This is a genomic window from Microbulbifer sp. NBRC 101763, from assembly GCF_040371615.1.
GTDB lineage: Bacteria > Pseudomonadota > Gammaproteobacteria > Pseudomonadales > Cellvibrionaceae > Microbulbifer > Microbulbifer variabilis.
Genome location: NZ_BAABQV010000004.1, coordinates 69,626 through 85,041, shown reverse-complemented (window position 1 = coordinate 85,041; position 15,416 = coordinate 69,626). Strand labels below are relative to the sequence as shown.

The window sequence follows — 15,416 nt, the reverse complement described above, 5'->3', positions numbered from 1 at the left end:
TTAATTAATTTTCACCGGTTTCCTACCAGTGAAGGAAAGACAACTGGGTTACGCTTTCAAAAAGACGGGCAACTGCCCAATTAAAGTACAGATGTGAATGGCTTAAATCAGATTATTTCGAAATACCTATCCAGCTCCCAGTCAGTCACATGACGGCGATATTCACGCTCTTCCCATTCGCGACTGGCCGCGAAGTGCTCAACAAATTCACTGCCAAACAACTCCTTAGCAGCTTCAGAGCTTTTGAAACGCTGGGCTGAATCCCACAGGGTAGCGGGCAACGTTTGCTGGATCCCGGGCGTCAGTGCATAGGCATTGCCCTCAATAGGATCGCTTGGCTGCCATTGCTGCATCACGCCATACAGCCCAGAGCCGAGCGCTGCAGCCAGAGCTAAATAGGGATTGGCATCGGCGGCACCAAGGCGATATTCCACTCGCTGCGATTTACCGTTGCCAGGAATAGCGCGCAGCGCTGTAGTCCGATTCTCAACTCCCCAATTAGCGCCGGTAGGTGCCCAAAAGCCGGGTACCAGGCGACGGTAACTATTTACAGTGGGCGCCAACATGGCCAGAAACTCAGGCATCAGGCGCTGTTGGCCAGCAATAAACTGGCGCATAATTTCGCTGACCCCTGTGGGTTGGCTTCTATCAAAAAATGCCGATTCACCATTGTCCGCACTGCGCAATGAGAGGTGGATATGGCCACTTTGTCCGGGGTAATCACTGGACCAACGCGACATAAATGTCGCCATTAATCCCATGCGTTGAGCCAGGATTTTCATAAATGTTTTAAACAGGGCGGCCTTGTCCCCTGCAGCCTCTGCTTTATCCACTGCAATTGCGGCTTCAAGAACTCCTGGACCCGTTTCCGTATGCAGTCCTTCCAGCGGGAAATCCATGCGCTCCCCCATATCCAGGATTTCCCCGTACAGTTCGGAATGCACAGAGTTGCGCAATATTGAGTAGCCAAACCAGTCCGGGGTGAAAGGCTTCAGATCGCGAAAGCCCTTTTCGCGCACGGAATGCGGCGTTTCATCGAATAGGAAATATTCATACTCAAGGGCAGCAAAGGGCTCAAAGCCCGCTGCCCGGCAGCGCTCCACCACCCGGCGCAAAGCCGCGCGGGGGCATACTGCCTGGGCCCGCTGATCAAACTCAGCCAGAAACAGCAACATATTCTCTTCAAAGGGAATATCTCGGCAGCTATCTGGAAGTATCCGCACAGGAGCATCTGGATACCCTGTATGCCAACCGGTATAGCGGGCGTTGTCATAGAGCTGGTCTTTTACATCCCAGCCCAGCACCACATCACAAAAAGAGAAGCCCTTATCCAAGGAAGAGAAAAACTTTTCGCGGCTCATATATTTGCCGCGCATGACACCATCGATATCGAAAAGGCCCACTTTGACATGACTGAGGCCGCGCCCTTCGACAATCGCACGGGCCTCCTGAACGGTTTTAACCTCCCTGGCTTTTAGCATTTCCGTCCCTGCCCCGTTGTTGTTATCAATGACTTACAGGATAGACCCGCCAGCCAAATCCTGACGCCCGATATTTCCCCAGGGGCGTGACTTTCAGCTGTGCCGAACTGCATATATAATCCGCGCTCCAAATTTTTCGTTTTACCCAGTTCAGGACCAGCAATGAGCTTCGACAAGATCCCCGCAGGTAAGGACCTGCCCAGCGATATCAACGTTATCATCGAGATCCCTGCCAACTCCGACCCCATCAAATACGAGGTGGACAAGGACTCTGACGCCGTATTTGTGGATCGCTTCGTTGCCACTCCGATGTTCTACCCGGCTAACTACGGCTACGTGCCTCAAACCCTGTCCGAAGACGGCGACCCCCTCGACGTGCTGGTTGTCGCGCCTTACCCGGTAATGGTTGGCTCTGTTATCCGCTCCCGTGTAATCGGCGTTCTGAAAATGACCGACGAATCCGGTGTAGACGCCAAACTGCTGGCGGTACCTCACACCAAGCTGACCAAGCTGTATGATCACGTACAGGAAATTGGCGACCTGCCGGAATTGCTGCTCAAGCAAATCGAGCACTACTTCGAGAATTACAAAGCCCTCGAAGCCGGCAAGTGGGTAAAAGTAGAAGGCTGGGCCGACGCTGAAGAAGCCCGCAAAGAAGTGCTTTCCTCTCGTGAGCGTTACCTGAAGGAAGAAGGCTGAGAGCCACTTCCTTTAGCTAGGCTCTTGGGCACAAAAAAACCGGCTTTATGCCGGTTTTTTTGTGCGTGGAGACTCCCTCAGAGGGAATGATTTATGTTTAGTCCAGATCCCACTTGGGAATATTGACTGGGGCAGCCTCCGCCTCAGCGCGCTCACTCTTATCAAGCAAAAGTCCTTCCGCCGCACGCAGGCTGATATGGTCAGTGGAAACCTCGACCGCAGCCACTTGCTTGCGCTCATGATCTTTGACCAAATTTCCCTCCATGGGCGCAAGCGTCCAATTGGGTATCGGGGAACTGTCGGATTCAGGTGTTTCCTCAGGCTGAACAGCCTGTGCCTGTATGGTTTTGGGCTTGGCGGTTGCTATCCCACTCTCATCCTTCAAGGTTACCTGGGCACCGATTTTGGCCAAAGTGGCTTGAAACTGCTCTGCCTGGGCTTGGCTGAGGCCTTTTCGCAAGATCAGTGGACGACCACTGAAAAGTTTCTCCACTGCCTGCGGGGTGCTCTTAAACAGGCGCGCCATATTGGATTTCACATCGTTCGCAGTAAATCCGTCGATCAGGTCACCGCGGAAAACCAAGCTATAGGTGGCTTGCGACATTACTTAATCCCTGTGTTATTCATCCGGGTCCAGAGTCTGGTCCATGGTAAAGGCAGGAGCTCCCTCAATTCGGCCACCAACTTGGCGCGCTGGCACACCAGCTACCGTGGTGTGATCGGGCACATCGTGTAATACCAGGCTGCCAGCAGCAATCTTGACATCATCTCCCACCCGCACAGGCCCTAATACCTTGGCACCGGCACCAATCATCACTCCGTGACCGATTTTTGGGTGGCGATCGCCGGAGCCCCGGCCACTGCCACCAAGGGTCACAGAGTGGAGGATGGATACATTGTCCCCCACTACACAAGTCTCCCCCACAACCAGACCAGTCGCATGATCAATCATAATGCCGCCGCCAAACTTCGCCGCCGGGTGAATATCCACAGAAAACTGCTCTGACACCCGGCTTTGGAAATACAAAGCCAGGGTGAAACGCCCCTGCTTCCAAAGCCAATGGGCAATTCGGTGGGATTGCAGCGCGTGGAAACCTTTGAAATAAAGAAACGGAGTCAGGTATTGATCGCAGGCCGGATCACGATCGTACCAAGCGCAAATATCAGCATGCATCCGACTGGAGATTGAGGGATCACTCTCCAGAGCGGAAGCAATAACTTCCTGCAGTGAAGTGGCAGTCAGCGCATCGTGATCCAACACAGCAGCCAACTGGTCGGCAATTGCATGCTCCAGCGATTTGTGGCGCAGGATAGTATTGTGGAAATAACTCGCCAGGATCGGTTCGCCACTGGCAGCGGCAGCGGCCTCCGCACACATGGATTTCCAGACATCACGGGGCTCGATCGAGCTGTCGATAATGATTTCCTCGCCGGTCTTTTCCACTTTCCTGTTACTTCCCAATTGTATATGCCAAGGGCTGAAGCCCCGCGAAGCTTGGCAGGAATGTCAGGACCTTTCAAGCGCCGCCCACTGGGGAATCCAGGGGCATAACAAGGCGGCGCCCGCTTCGTTCTCAGAGCGGCATAATCTCCGGATAACAGTGATCCGGGATCCACACAAAGCGCGTATAGATTTCCTCAAGATGCTCACACACGGTGTCACACAGGGCCAGGTCACCGCGGCGCAGCTGTTCCTGCAGGCGCTCAATCGTCAATAGATCCTGCAATTCCTTCGCACGCGGTGCATAACTCAGGTGCCAGCGCTCAGGGGCCACCCCCCCCTGATCTGTGGCGAAGGGGCGAAACAAGCCATAGCTCTGCGCGGAGGCAATACGCTCATCCAGCCAGAGATGAAATGGGCCAAAAATGCCATTGTCCGCCACTTCCTGGGGGGTTAGCTGAACATCGTAGCCCTCCGGGAGGGCAGCCGCATCGATCATATCGAAGTCGGTGCCCCAGTGGTGGCGGGAAGCACCAGGCAATGCCGACCAACGCAATATGGCCATGACCAGCTCTCGCGGTGGCAATCCGGAAATTTCCAATGCCACTCCCTCGCTGTCGAGCACCGGCCTGAGTCCCTGTGCCTTGCCGTTCCAGATCGTGCGCTGGCGCTCAAAGCTACGAAAGCCTGAGGCGATCTGGGGATCAAAGCCTGCCTCGCGGGCATCACGTCTCAGGCGCTGGAAGGCCACCAGGGCCTCGGGGTGCAGCAACTGGCCCGAAGTTGGATCGAGGATGACATGCTCATCGGTGAGTCCAAAGAGCATACGTTGTAGCGGAACAGATAACATTTGACTCCTATAAGCGGGCGATTTTTGTAATGCGGTCTAAAGTGAACAAACCCAAGGTGCCTACTCTATCAAAGAGCAATACGGAATAAGCAGGTCAGCCCGGAATTGTAGGAAAAGCAATTGGCGCTGTCACAAAGGTACCGATGGTTAGGTTTACTGATCGACAATTAAATTATGTTAAGTTCAGCCCGCGATCGATGGAGAGATCGTATTAACTGAACGTTAAACCTTGTAGGGAAAACTGAATGCACCCGAGTCAATCAGAGTTACTGAAACTGAAAAACCTGGGCCTGGCCTCTGTAAATATCCTGCACTCTATCGGCATCCGCTCCCATGAAGACCTGCGCCGCATAGGCCCGGTGGAGGCATTTATCAGTATTCGCAATCGCGGCATCAATGCCTCCAGAGTCATGCTCTACGCTCTACAAGGCGCTTTATTGGACGTCCATTGGAACGACCTGGACCCAGACCTGAAGCAAAAGCTGGCCAGCGAGGCTGACCGACTGCTGGCCACTCAAAACTTAGACTAACGCGAACAGCCCAGATTTCTCCCAACGATTTAACGCCCGGATAGCCCCTGCGGGGATGGAAAGGGTGCTCGGCATGGTATTGCATATCGCCCGACTGTCACACAAAACGCCCCGCCCTATCTAAACTTACTCAAAGACGATTAGATGGAGAGAGCCGATGTTACGCATTGGGCTATTCCTGCTGACTAACTTGGCTGTCCTGGTTCTGGTCGGCATTATTTTCAACCTTTTTGGCATAGGAGGCATCCTCCAGGCCAATGGCGTTGACCTGAACCTCGGCGCCTTACTACTTCTCTGTGCACTATTTGGTTTTGGCGGTTCTTTCATCTCGCTACTGCTTTCCAAAACCATTGCACGGATGACCACCCGCACCCAGATTATTACCGAACCCCGCAGTGCCGATGAACAATGGCTGGTAGAGACAGTGCGGGAACTTTCACGCAAAGCCAACATTGGTATGCCAGACGTGGGGATATTCCCCATGCCCCAAGCCAACGCCTTTGCCACAGGCTGGAATCGCAACAACGCCCTGGTTTCTGTCAGTGCCGGACTGTTACAGCGTTTTAGCCGCGAGGAGGCGCGTGCAGTTATCGGACATGAGATTGGACACGTGGCCAATGGGGACATGGTAACCCTGGCTCTGATCCAAGGAGTCGTGAACACTTTTGTCATGTTCTTCGCGCGCCTGGTCGGTTTTTTTGTCGACCGGGTAATCCTGCGCAACGAGCAGGGATTGGGAATCGGCTACTACATCACCTCTATCGTCATGGATATCGTCTTTGGTTTCTTTGCCATGATTATCGTCGCCTGGTTCAGCCGTAGACGGGAGTACAGGGCAGACCACGCAGGTGCAACACTGGCTAGCCCCAATTCCATGATCGCAGCTCTGCAGAGACTCAAGGTGGAATCCGAGCGGGGCCACGAAGAGCCACTGCCTGGCAATATGAAAGCCTTCGGAATCTTTGGCAACATGGGCGCACTGCTGGCCACACACCCACCTCTGGATGATCGCATCCAGGTTCTGCAGAATTTCCGTAAATGATTTTCACGCAACTGCACAAGCGCTGTTGTTTCGAATTATCCACAGGTGCAGATTTTATTCTGGTAAAAAAAAGCCTGTGAATACATTGATCCTGCAGGTACAGGTTTGCATAAACGCCGCTGTCTTTTCGCCCCCGGCTCAGGCGAGGTAAACTTTCCAGCAAATTGACAAAGGAAAGACTGCTATCCATGACAGCGCTAAAAACTCTGCCAATTATTTTTTCCTTAATGCTCCTCTGCCTCACATCTCCCCTGTACGCACAAGTCCAGGACTTCGCTACCGATGATGAGCGCAACACCATGCAGGTGTTCAATTTTGCCAGCCCGTCGGTGGTTTACGTTACCAACGAAGCCCTGGTGCGCGATCGCAGGACCCTGCGACTGCATGCTGTACCCAAAGGTGCCGGTAGTGGTTTTATTTGGGACGAACTGGGGCACGTGGTTACCAATTTCCACGTAATTGAAGGTGCGCGCAAAGTTACCATTACACTACAAGACCGCAGTGAATGGCCTGCCCAGCTGGTGGGCTCAGCTCCAGAGAAAGACCTTGCCGTACTGAAAATTGAAGCGCCTAAAGAGCGATTAAAACCTCTTGTAGCCGGTACTTCCAGCAACCTCTCGGTGGGGCGCAAGGTACTCGCCATCGGCAATCCGTTCGGCTTGGACACCACGCTCACCACTGGGGTGGTGAGCGCTCTGGGGCGTGAAATTGAAGCTGCCAATAATCGCACCATCCGTAATGTAATCCAGACCGATGCTGCCATTAACCCCGGCAATTCCGGCGGCCCACTGCTGGATTCCCTCGGGCGCTTGATCGGCGTCAACACGGCCATTTACAGCCCCAGTGGTACCAGCGTGGGAATTGGGTTTGCCATTCCGGTGGATACAGTCAAGAAAATCGTCCCGGAACTGATTGCCCACGGCCGCCTGGTTCGCCCCATACTCGGCATTGAATCCGCACCGGATCAATGGAGCAGTCGTTACGGTTTCGAAGGCGTAGCCGTATTGCGCATAGCCCCGGGGCTTCCCGCAGAGAAAGCGGGCTTACAAGGCATTTATCGCACACGCCAGGGAGGGTGGCAGCTGGGGGATGTGATTGTTGAAGTGGAGCAGCAACCCATCCGCAGCTACGACGATCTGCTCAACGCTCTGGAAAAACATCAGGTAGGTGACGAAATTACTTTGGGTATCATGCGCGACGGGACAATACGCTACACCTCGATTACACTCGCGGCGCCGCAATAGAGCAATAATAGATCCCAGAGCCGACTTTATGCAGAAATACTTCCTGTGCCGCTACGATGAATTGAGCGAGGGACAGTCGAAAGGCTTTTCCCTCGGCGATACTGCCGCCGGAACTGACAATGTCTTTGCCGTGATGAAAGAGGGGGAGGTTTATGCCTATAAAAACACCTGTCCACACCGCGGTATCAACCTCGACTGGCAGGAAGACCAGTTTCTCGATCCGGATGGGGCCCTGATCCAATGTGCCTCTCACGGGGCTCTGTTCCTGATTGAATCCGGTGAGTGTATCGCTGGCCCCTGTACCGGCGATGCACTGACACCTGTGCCTGTGGAATACGCCCAGGACGGCCTCTACGCCCTGCTGCCGGAGTAGGGTTTATCTTGCCGGGCCGTTCCTGCCCGGCCATTCATATCAACCCCCTCAGCGAAATGGCAGTTCCTGCGCGAGGACAATTTCACTGGCGCCTAGTTGCGCCTTGTAAGCGAGCACCTGCACACCGGCTGAAACCGCACTGTCGAGGGCGTCAGCATAGGCGGGGTCAATCTCACGCGCGGCCTCAACACTTTCGATACCACTGTGCTGAACACAATAAAAGAGTACTGCACGCACTCCGTCTTCAGCCAATTTCTGCAATTCCCGCAAATGTTTAGCGCCGCGGGCACTCACTGCATCGGGAAAGTAACCGCGCTCCCCATCTGCCAAGGTGACATTCTTAACCTCCACATAGCAGTCCCCCTGATCACCGGACAACAGAAAATCAATACGGCTATTCTCATCCCCGTAACGCACTTCCCGGCGCAGGGACTCGTAGCCTTGGAGTTCGCCAATTACCCCGGAGCGTATTGCCTCCTCCACTAGAGCATTAGAGCGCCCCGTATTTACACCGGCCAGGGCGCCATCGGGGGTGGTGGTGATCTCTAAAGTATGGCGGTACTTGCGTTTGGGATTACCCGAGTCCGAATACCAACAAGCGCCACCCTCAACCCAACAGTTCTTCATGGAGCCGGTATTAGGGCAGTGAATAGTGAAAACCTCCCCTTCTGAGGACTCCACATCTGCGAGAAAACGTTTGTAACGACGCAACAGGGTTGCCTTTTGCAACGAGGGGGTAAACTTCACGGGCTGGCACTCTTGTACATTTCAGCGCCACAAAATAGCAGACAACTATTTGTGGCGCGAATCGCGTAGATTTGATAGCTTCCTCGCTCTCGGTCGCCGGGGTATCGGCGGCGGAAACAAGGATTAGCCTGCCACCGCAAGCTTTTTGACAGGTGAAAAAAGCATCAAACAAAAAGATTCCGGTCTAGGCTAGATTGAATTTGGTGGTATCGCCCCCATTATCGGGGGCCCGTATAGAAAGAGAGGCAACGACTATGCCCAAAACTGCTGCGAGCACCGATTCTCTGCACGGCTTTGAGCCCTACAAGGAGACTAAGGGCGAAGAGTACATGAATGAGAAGCAGCAGGAGCATTTCCGCAACTTGCTGTTAGCCTGGAAGGCCGAACTGATGGCGGAAGTGGACCGCACCGTTTCCCACATGAAAGACGAGGCCGCAAACTTTCCCGATCCCGCCGATCGCGCCAGTCAGGAAGAGGAGTTCAGCCTTGAACTTCGCACCCGCGATCGCGAGCGCAAACTGATCAAGAAGATCGACGCCACCCTGGAGCTGATTGACCAGGATGACTACGGTTTCTGTGAAGCTTGCGGGGTTGATATTGGAATCCGCCGCCTTGAGGCTCGCCCCACCGCAACCCTGTGTGTGGACTGCAAGACTCTGGCTGAAATCAAAGAAAGACAGATTTCAGGCTGATCCATAACTAATAGAAATCCGGTGATCCCTAAGGGGCACCCGGCGCGAAGGGGCGGTCGACGGGACCGCCCCCTGTCATTTTGAAAAGTACTCACCCCTATATTGGTCGATTCGCTCCCTCCCCAAGCGGCCCCCTGCACTTTGGCTCTTTGGTGTGCGCACTTGGCAGCTACCTGGATGCCCAGTCCCATGGAGGCCACTGGTTGCTCCGAATGGAGGATCTCGACCCACCGCGCGAAGAGCCCGGCGCGGCCACCCGCATCCTGAATTCCCTGGAGACCCACGGCCTGCATTGGCACGGTGCCGTGGAATGGCAGAGCAAGCGGCACAGATTGTACGAAGAGACCCTGGCGCAACTGCGTGAACAAGGCCTCCTGTATCCCTGTTACTGCTCACGCAGCCAAATCCGCCAAAATGGCGGGCACGACAACCTTGGTTGCAGAGTCAAACACAGTGGCAGTGGTCCCTCTGCCCTACGCCTGCAATGTGCTGGTGACGAGGAGGTATTCGAGGATATCTGGCGCGGGGAACAACACCAACCGGTACGTGAAGACACGATCCTGAAGCGTCGCGATGGCCTGTACGCCTATCAGCTGGCAGTAGTGGTGGATGATATTGCCCAGGGGGTTACCCAAGTGGTGCGTGGCGCCGACCTTTTAGATACCACTGGCGCACAGATCCGTCTGTTCCACATACTCGGCACAACCCCTCCGGTCTTCGGGCACCTGCCTCTGGTAATGGGCCCAGGGGGAAAACAGAAACTCAGCAAGCAAAACCACGCGCCAGCTATCGATGACAATAAAGCGGCAGATAACCTGTGCGCCGCATTAATTTTTCTCGGTTTCCATGTGCCCGAAACACTGAGACAGGAGAAACCAGAACATATTCTGAAGTGGGCCACAGCCCGTTGGCAACGACACCAAATTGATAAGCGCGACCGGCAATTGCACTGAACTGCTGAGACATTTAACATTTTTGCGCCAGCCGCACCCACCTTTTGGGTAATATACGCATATCCCAATAGCGCCTTGCCCCTAAATCCAAGGTGATACCGGCCACCATTAATGCCTTTTCCCAAACGGGTTTCCAAGACTGTCTATGAGCAATCGCACCCTGTTAATACTGCTCGTGCTAGTGGGCTATGTGTTTTCACCCACCATTTTTACCTGGATGATCAATCCCGTTGGCGCCTGGTATCGCCCTTTTATTCTCTGGTTCGTTTTGATCCTGTTGGCGATTTTTATCCAATGGAGACGCAAATCGAATGAGCTTTGAAATAGCCCATATCGCCCTGATTGGCGTCGTTTATATTGCCACTCTGTTCTTTGTGGCCTTCGCCACCTCAAAGGGCTGGCTGCCCGCACGCTGGGTACGCCACCCACTCGTTTATGTCCTCTCCCTGGGGGTTTCGCTGTCTGCCTGGACTTTCTACGGTATTGTCGACCTGGCCTGGCAGTATGGTTATGGCGTATTGGCCTACTACCTGGGCACCGGCGCTATGTTCTTATTTGCGCCAGTAGCTCTAGAACCGCTAGCGCGGCTTGCCCAGCGCTACCAACTGTACTCCCCAGCGGATCTACTGGTTTTTCGCTACCACAGTCGCCAGGTAGGCATTCTCGCCACCCTGTTCATGTTACTGGCACTGTTACCACTGGTAGCTCTGCAGATACAGGCGGTATCTGAAACCCTGGCTCTTTTATCCCGGGATAGTGTTGCCGCGCTCGGTTTGCCAGACAGTGGGGTTTCCAGCAAGAACCTCATTGCTTTCTTCTACTGTGTGCTTTTGGCGGTGTTTACCAGCATGTACGGCGCGACCCGCGAACGGGGCGAGGGCCTGGCCAGTGCTATGGCGCTGGAATCCCTGGTTAAGCTGGTTGCTCTCACTGCGGTAGGTGGCTATGCCGTTTATGGTGTATTCGGCGGTTTCTCGGGGCTCGACCAGTGGCTACTTGAAAACAGCGATATGCAACAGCTGCTTTACACCCCCATTGAACAGGGCTCCTCCCACACCTTACTGTTGGTATTTATCGCCACCGCTGTGGCCATGCCGCACATCTTTTATCTCAGTATCGCTGAACGCCCCACAGGCCAGGCCTTGCGTACCGCCAGCTGGGGCTTCCCGCTGTTCCTGCTACTGATGGCGCTGCCAATCTTTCCGATTATGTGGGCGGGCTTCGCCCTGGATGTGGCAGAACCGGTGCAGTACTTCTCGCTGGCGGTGCCGAGAGCCAGTGGTTCAGCGCTGCTCACCACGCTGGCCTTTATCGGCGGTCTCTCCGCTGCCACCGGCGCGCTCATTATGATTACCCTGGCATTGTCCACCATGGTAATGAATCATTGGCTGCTGCCCGGTACACGCTGGCACTCAGAGGACAATATGTATCGCCAGCTGGTGTGGCTGCGCCGTGCGCTGATTGCCGCGCTGTTTATTGCCGGCTTTGCCTTCTACCTTCTGTTGAACAACCGCCTCTCCCTATCGGACCTGGCATTACTGGCGTTTATCGGGTCATTGCAATTCCTGCCGGGAATATTCGCGGTAATTCACTGGCCACGCGGCAACCGGCGCGGCTTTATCGGGGGACTGCTGGGCGGTATGCTGATTTGGGGCTGCGGCCTGATGTTGCCGTCTATTTTCGACTTAACCGGCATCACTCTGCCCGGTACATCGATTCAGATACCTCTAGGAATGTCGATCTGGACACAGATCACCACTCTATCCCTCAGCATCAACATTCTGCTATTTGTCGGGCTGTCACTCTTTACGCGCACCAGTAACCTGGAGCAGTACGCTGCTGATCTTTGTAGTGATGACACTATTGCTCAAGCGTTACGATTAGGTCTCGATGTGGAATCCGCAGCAGATTTCCGTTTGCGTCTTGCGGAGAGTCTCGGTGCCGCCACCGCCAATAAAGAGGTCAAGCGCGCCCTCAACCAGCTCGACCTGCCGGATGATGAGCGTCGACCTTACGCCCTGCGCCAGCTGCGCAACAAGCTTGAGGCCAACCTCTCCGGGCTGCTTGGGCGGGTGCTGGCAGGGCAGATTATCGACCGCCACTTCCCATTCCAGAACAGCGATCAACCGGCTAACAAGGATATCCACTTAATAGAAACGCGCCTGGGGCGCTATAAACACCAGCTCACCGGGCTCGCAGGGGAGCTAAACAACCTGCGCCTCTACCATCGCCAGATGCTGGAAGAGCTGCCCATGGCTGCCTGCTCCCTGGGCCGGGACGGTGAGGTACTGCTTTGGAATTACGCCATGCAGGACCTGACCGGTATTGCAGCCGGCGAGGTAATCGGCTCCAAGCTGGAGTACCTCGCCGAGCCCTGGCGCGGGCTGCTGGCGGAATTTGCCGAATCCTCTGATGCCAGCCGTTTTAAGCAGCAGGTGAGTCTGGATGGCAACAGCCACTGGCTCAATTTACACAAGACGCGCCAGAAGCGCAGTCGCAACGATCGTGTACGCAACGAGCGCGGCGACGGCCAGATGTTATTGCTCGAAGACATTACCGAAACCCAGGTACTGGAACAGGAGCTGATTCACAGCGAGCGTCTGGCTTCGGTAGGGCGCCTCGCTGCCGGAGTCGCCCACGAGGTTGGCAACCCTGTGACCGGCATTGCCTGCCTGGCACAGAACCTCCAGTTTGACTGTGACAACCCAGAAGTACTGGACACCGCCGACCAGATACTTAGTCAAACCCAGCGTATCAGCCGGATAGTGCATTCATTGGTCAACTTCTCCCACAGTGGCAGTCAGGAGAGCGAGCATGCCCCAGTAGACCTCTATGCCTGTGTGCAGGAAGCAGTAAACCTTCTGTCCCTGCAGCGCGATAAAACTGAAGTGCGTTTCGACAATACCGTACCTGAGGACCTGATCGCTCCGGGAGATAACCAGCGCCTGATCCAGGTATTTATCAACCTGCTCAGTAACGCCCGCGATGCCAGCCCCGATGGCGGTCATATTCTGATCGAGGGCTACATCGACAACGGCAGCGCCTGTGTCTCTGTAACTGACAACGGGCCCGGTATCTCAGCCAAGCACCGAGACCGTATACTCGAGCCATTTTTCACTACAAAAGAACCCGGCGAGGGCACCGGCCTCGGCCTGGCGATGGTATACAGCATCGTTGAAGAGCATGGAGGCCAACTGGAGTTAGTGAGTCCCGCCAACCGGGAGACGGGACGTGGCGCCAAGTTTATTGTGCAGCTGCCACTGGCGGGTTGAGGCGTAGATTGCCAAATTGAATATTTTTTGATCAAAAAGCAACCAATTCTCAGTATTTGAGTTGCATAGAAACGGCGCGCAGGTAAAACTAGGCGCTTATTGAGCATTTTGTAACCAGGCGTAACACATGAGCCACATCCTGATCGTCGAAGATGAAGCCATTATTCGAACGGCGCTGCGCAAACTGCTGGAGCGGCATCGCTACAAGGTCAGTGAGGCGGGGTCAGTACGCGAGGCCCTGAGCAAATACCGCGTAAATGAAGTGGACTTGGTGATCTCCGATCTACGCCTGCCCGGTGCCCCAGGCACCGACCTGCTCAAGCATGCTGGCGAAGTTCCGGTGTTGATTATGACCAGCTACGCCAGCCTCAGATCTGCGGTGGATTCCATGCGTATGGGCGCGGCAGACTATATTGCTAAGCCCTTTGATCACGATGAGATGATTGCCACTGTGCGGCGAGTTATCGGCAAGGCTGAGCAGAGCCGCGCACAGGCACCCTCAGAGAAAGATAATACCGGCACGATTGCCGGGATGATCGGTAGCAGCCAGGTGATGCGAGAGCTTTACAGCCGTATCCACAAGGTCGCGCCAACAGACGCCACTGTGCTGGTACATGGTGAAACCGGTACCGGTAAGGAACTGGTGGCCCGCGCCATTCATGAGGAGAGCCGCCGGGCAGGCAAGCCGCTGATATCTGTTAACTGTGCAGCCATTCCCGAAACGTTGATCGAGTCAGAGCTATTTGGTTACGAAAAAGGCGCTTTTACCGGCGCCCAAAGTGCCCGTGAGGGGCTTGTTGCTGCCGCTGATGGAGGCACTCTGTTTCTCGATGAAATTGGCGAGCTTCCCCTGGAAGCCCAGGCTCGCCTTCTTCGGGTGATCCAGGAAGGGGAAGTACGCCCTATCGGCTCTATCGAGTCACGTAAGGTCAATGTGCGACTGGTAACAGCAACCCACCGCAACCTCCGTCAACTAGCGGCAGAGCGCAAGTTCCGTGAAGACCTTTACTACCGTATCAATGTCGTACAAATGACCCTGGCACCTCTGAGAGAGCGTGGACGAGACGTGCTTGCACTGGCAGAGCACCTACTGGAAAGGTTTTGCACCAAAATAGAGCGTTCCCTGCTCCGCTTATCTCCAGAGGCCATCCAGGCTGTTACGACCTACACATGGCCCGGTAACGTACGCGAGTTGGAAAACGCTATTCAGCGCGCTGTGATCCTCACCGATCGCGACAGTCGGGAGATTAACCACAAGACACTGGATATCGACCTGGACCTGGTGCCAGTGGAAGAGACTGGTGAGATTCCTCGCCCCAGAAGCCTGCACACAGACCCCCGTGAGGACTTGTCACTGGAAGATTACTTCGCCCGCTTCGTGATCGAGCATCAAGACACTATGAGTGAAACTGAGCTGGCCAAAAAGCTGGGGGTCAGCCGCAAATGCCTGTGGGAGCGCCGTCAAAAACTGGGCATCCCCCGCAAGAAAACCCGCCGTAGCGCAGTTGCAGAGGCCTGATGCCCTCTTTCGGGGCTTAGGCCCTCACCGCGGCCCCCAGGTAACCCCCCTCTAAATACTCCCCCTCTACTGTGGGTATACCGCACGCTGTCCCTTTGTGCTCCTCAACTACCACATCGGTAACAAAAGAAGTGTTACCCAAGACGCCCTGCAAGTAACAATTGCCGCACTTTACGTAACGCAATGGACTTAAAAAAAGTTCCGTCAAATTTCGTAAAGATTGTAACTTATTGATTTATATCAATTTTTAAAAGTTGGCACACTAAGTGCTTTACCCTTAGTACAAAATTTGAAAACGGCCAACAATAAAAATAAATGACCGTTAAAAGCCCTATAACTACTCACAATAAGCGGGCGAAACACAATAAGAATAATGGGGAGGCCGACAATAAAAGCAATGAGTGGCCAAAACCGTAAGAACAACAATAAATAATAACAATAAACCTTAAGAAAGAATAAAAATAACAACAAGCGCGTTGCAAACTGACTGAATTGTACCTGGGAGAGGGTGTTTGCTTGATAGCAAATTGAGAGCGCAAGGAAGCCGCTGCCTTCATACTGGTAATAATAATT

At 54.4% G+C, this 15,416-nt stretch carries 15 protein-coding genes; 10 read left to right on the top strand and 5 right to left on the bottom strand.

Annotated features, from left to right (window positions below):
- Positions 1-107 precede the first annotated feature (107 nt).
- Positions 108-1,481 (bottom strand): glutamine synthetase family protein, encoded by a 1,374-nt coding sequence (locus tag ABWV76_RS10955; protein WP_353375960.1) that lies wholly within the window; start codon positions 1,479-1,481, stop codon positions 108-110.
- 162 nt (positions 1,482-1,643) lie between these two features.
- Between ABWV76_RS10955 and ppa the strand changes: the two genes are divergently transcribed.
- Positions 1,644-2,180 (top strand): inorganic diphosphatase, encoded by a 537-nt coding sequence (gene ppa, locus ABWV76_RS10950; protein ID WP_020412430.1) that lies wholly within the window; start codon positions 1,644-1,646, stop codon positions 2,178-2,180.
- 97 nt (positions 2,181-2,277) lie between these two features.
- Here the strand turns inward: ppa and ABWV76_RS10945 are convergent, their stop codons facing one another.
- The 3 genes from ABWV76_RS10945 to ABWV76_RS10935 form a co-directional block, all read right to left on the bottom strand.
- Complete coding sequence (locus tag ABWV76_RS10945) at positions 2,278-2,784, bottom strand: hypothetical protein (protein ID WP_353375959.1); 507 nt, start codon at positions 2,782-2,784, stop codon at positions 2,278-2,280.
- Positions 2,785-2,799: 15 nt separating this feature from the next.
- Positions 2,800-3,624 (bottom strand): serine O-acetyltransferase, encoded by an 825-nt coding sequence (cysE, locus tag ABWV76_RS10940; protein ID WP_475113874.1) that lies wholly within the window; start codon positions 3,622-3,624, stop codon positions 2,800-2,802.
- 130 nt (positions 3,625-3,754) lie between these two features.
- A complete protein-coding gene (locus tag ABWV76_RS10935) occupies positions 3,755-4,471 on the bottom strand; it encodes a M15 family metallopeptidase (protein ID WP_157533404.1) in 717 nt (238 codons plus the stop codon).
- Between the two features lie 245 nt (positions 4,472-4,716).
- Here ABWV76_RS10935 and ABWV76_RS10930 point away from each other — a divergent pair, with 245 nt between their 5' ends.
- The 4 genes from ABWV76_RS10930 (at position 4,717) to ABWV76_RS10915 (ending at position 7,660) form a co-directional block, all read left to right on the top strand.
- On the top strand, positions 4,717-5,001 hold the full coding sequence (locus tag ABWV76_RS10930; RefSeq protein WP_020412426.1) for a TfoX/Sxy family protein: 285 nt from the start codon (positions 4,717-4,719) through the stop codon (positions 4,999-5,001).
- Between the two features lie 157 nt (positions 5,002-5,158).
- Positions 5,159-6,043 carry a protease HtpX gene (htpX, locus tag ABWV76_RS10925; RefSeq protein ID WP_020412425.1) on the top strand — a complete coding sequence of 295 codons (885 nt, stop codon included), beginning with the start codon at positions 5,159-5,161 and terminating at the stop codon, positions 6,041-6,043.
- A 188-nt stretch (positions 6,044-6,231) separates the two neighbouring features.
- Positions 6,232-7,287 carry a S1C family serine protease gene (locus ABWV76_RS10920; RefSeq protein WP_020412424.1) on the top strand — a complete coding sequence of 352 codons (1,056 nt, stop codon included), beginning with the start codon at positions 6,232-6,234 and terminating at the stop codon, positions 7,285-7,287.
- Positions 7,288-7,315: 28 nt separating this feature from the next.
- Positions 7,316-7,660 (top strand): Rieske (2Fe-2S) protein, encoded by a 345-nt coding sequence (locus ABWV76_RS10915; protein WP_020412423.1) that lies wholly within the window; start codon positions 7,316-7,318, stop codon positions 7,658-7,660.
- Between the two features lie 48 nt (positions 7,661-7,708).
- Here the strand turns inward: ABWV76_RS10915 and sfsA are convergent, their stop codons facing one another.
- Positions 7,709-8,407, bottom strand: a complete 699-nt coding sequence (gene sfsA, locus ABWV76_RS10910) for a DNA/RNA nuclease SfsA (RefSeq protein ID WP_020412422.1) — start codon at positions 8,405-8,407, stop codon at positions 7,709-7,711.
- A 254-nt stretch (positions 8,408-8,661) separates the two neighbouring features.
- On the opposite strand from sfsA, the gene dksA reads away from it, so the two are divergent.
- The 5 genes from dksA (at position 8,662) to ABWV76_RS10885 (ending at position 14,843) form a co-directional block, all read left to right on the top strand.
- Positions 8,662-9,099 (top strand): RNA polymerase-binding protein DksA, encoded by a 438-nt coding sequence (gene dksA / locus ABWV76_RS10905; protein WP_020412421.1) that lies wholly within the window; start codon positions 8,662-8,664, stop codon positions 9,097-9,099.
- A gap of 80 nt (positions 9,100-9,179) precedes the next feature.
- Positions 9,180-10,052 carry a tRNA glutamyl-Q(34) synthetase GluQRS gene (gene gluQRS, locus ABWV76_RS10900; RefSeq protein WP_020412420.1) on the top strand — a complete coding sequence of 291 codons (873 nt, stop codon included), beginning with the start codon at positions 9,180-9,182 and terminating at the stop codon, positions 10,050-10,052.
- A 145-nt stretch (positions 10,053-10,197) separates the two neighbouring features.
- Complete coding sequence (locus tag ABWV76_RS10895) at positions 10,198-10,374, top strand: hypothetical protein (protein WP_169337099.1); 177 nt, start codon at positions 10,198-10,200, stop codon at positions 10,372-10,374.
- Positions 10,364-13,324, top strand: a complete 2,961-nt coding sequence (locus ABWV76_RS10890; protein WP_020412418.1) for an ATP-binding protein — start codon at positions 10,364-10,366, stop codon at positions 13,322-13,324. Before ABWV76_RS10895 ends, ABWV76_RS10890 begins: the two co-directional genes overlap by 11 nt.
- A 127-nt stretch (positions 13,325-13,451) precedes the next feature.
- Positions 13,452-14,843 carry a sigma-54-dependent transcriptional regulator gene (locus ABWV76_RS10885; protein WP_020412417.1) on the top strand — a complete coding sequence of 464 codons (1,392 nt, stop codon included), beginning with the start codon at positions 13,452-13,454 and terminating at the stop codon, positions 14,841-14,843.
- The last annotated feature ends 573 nt before the right edge of the window (positions 14,844-15,416 follow it).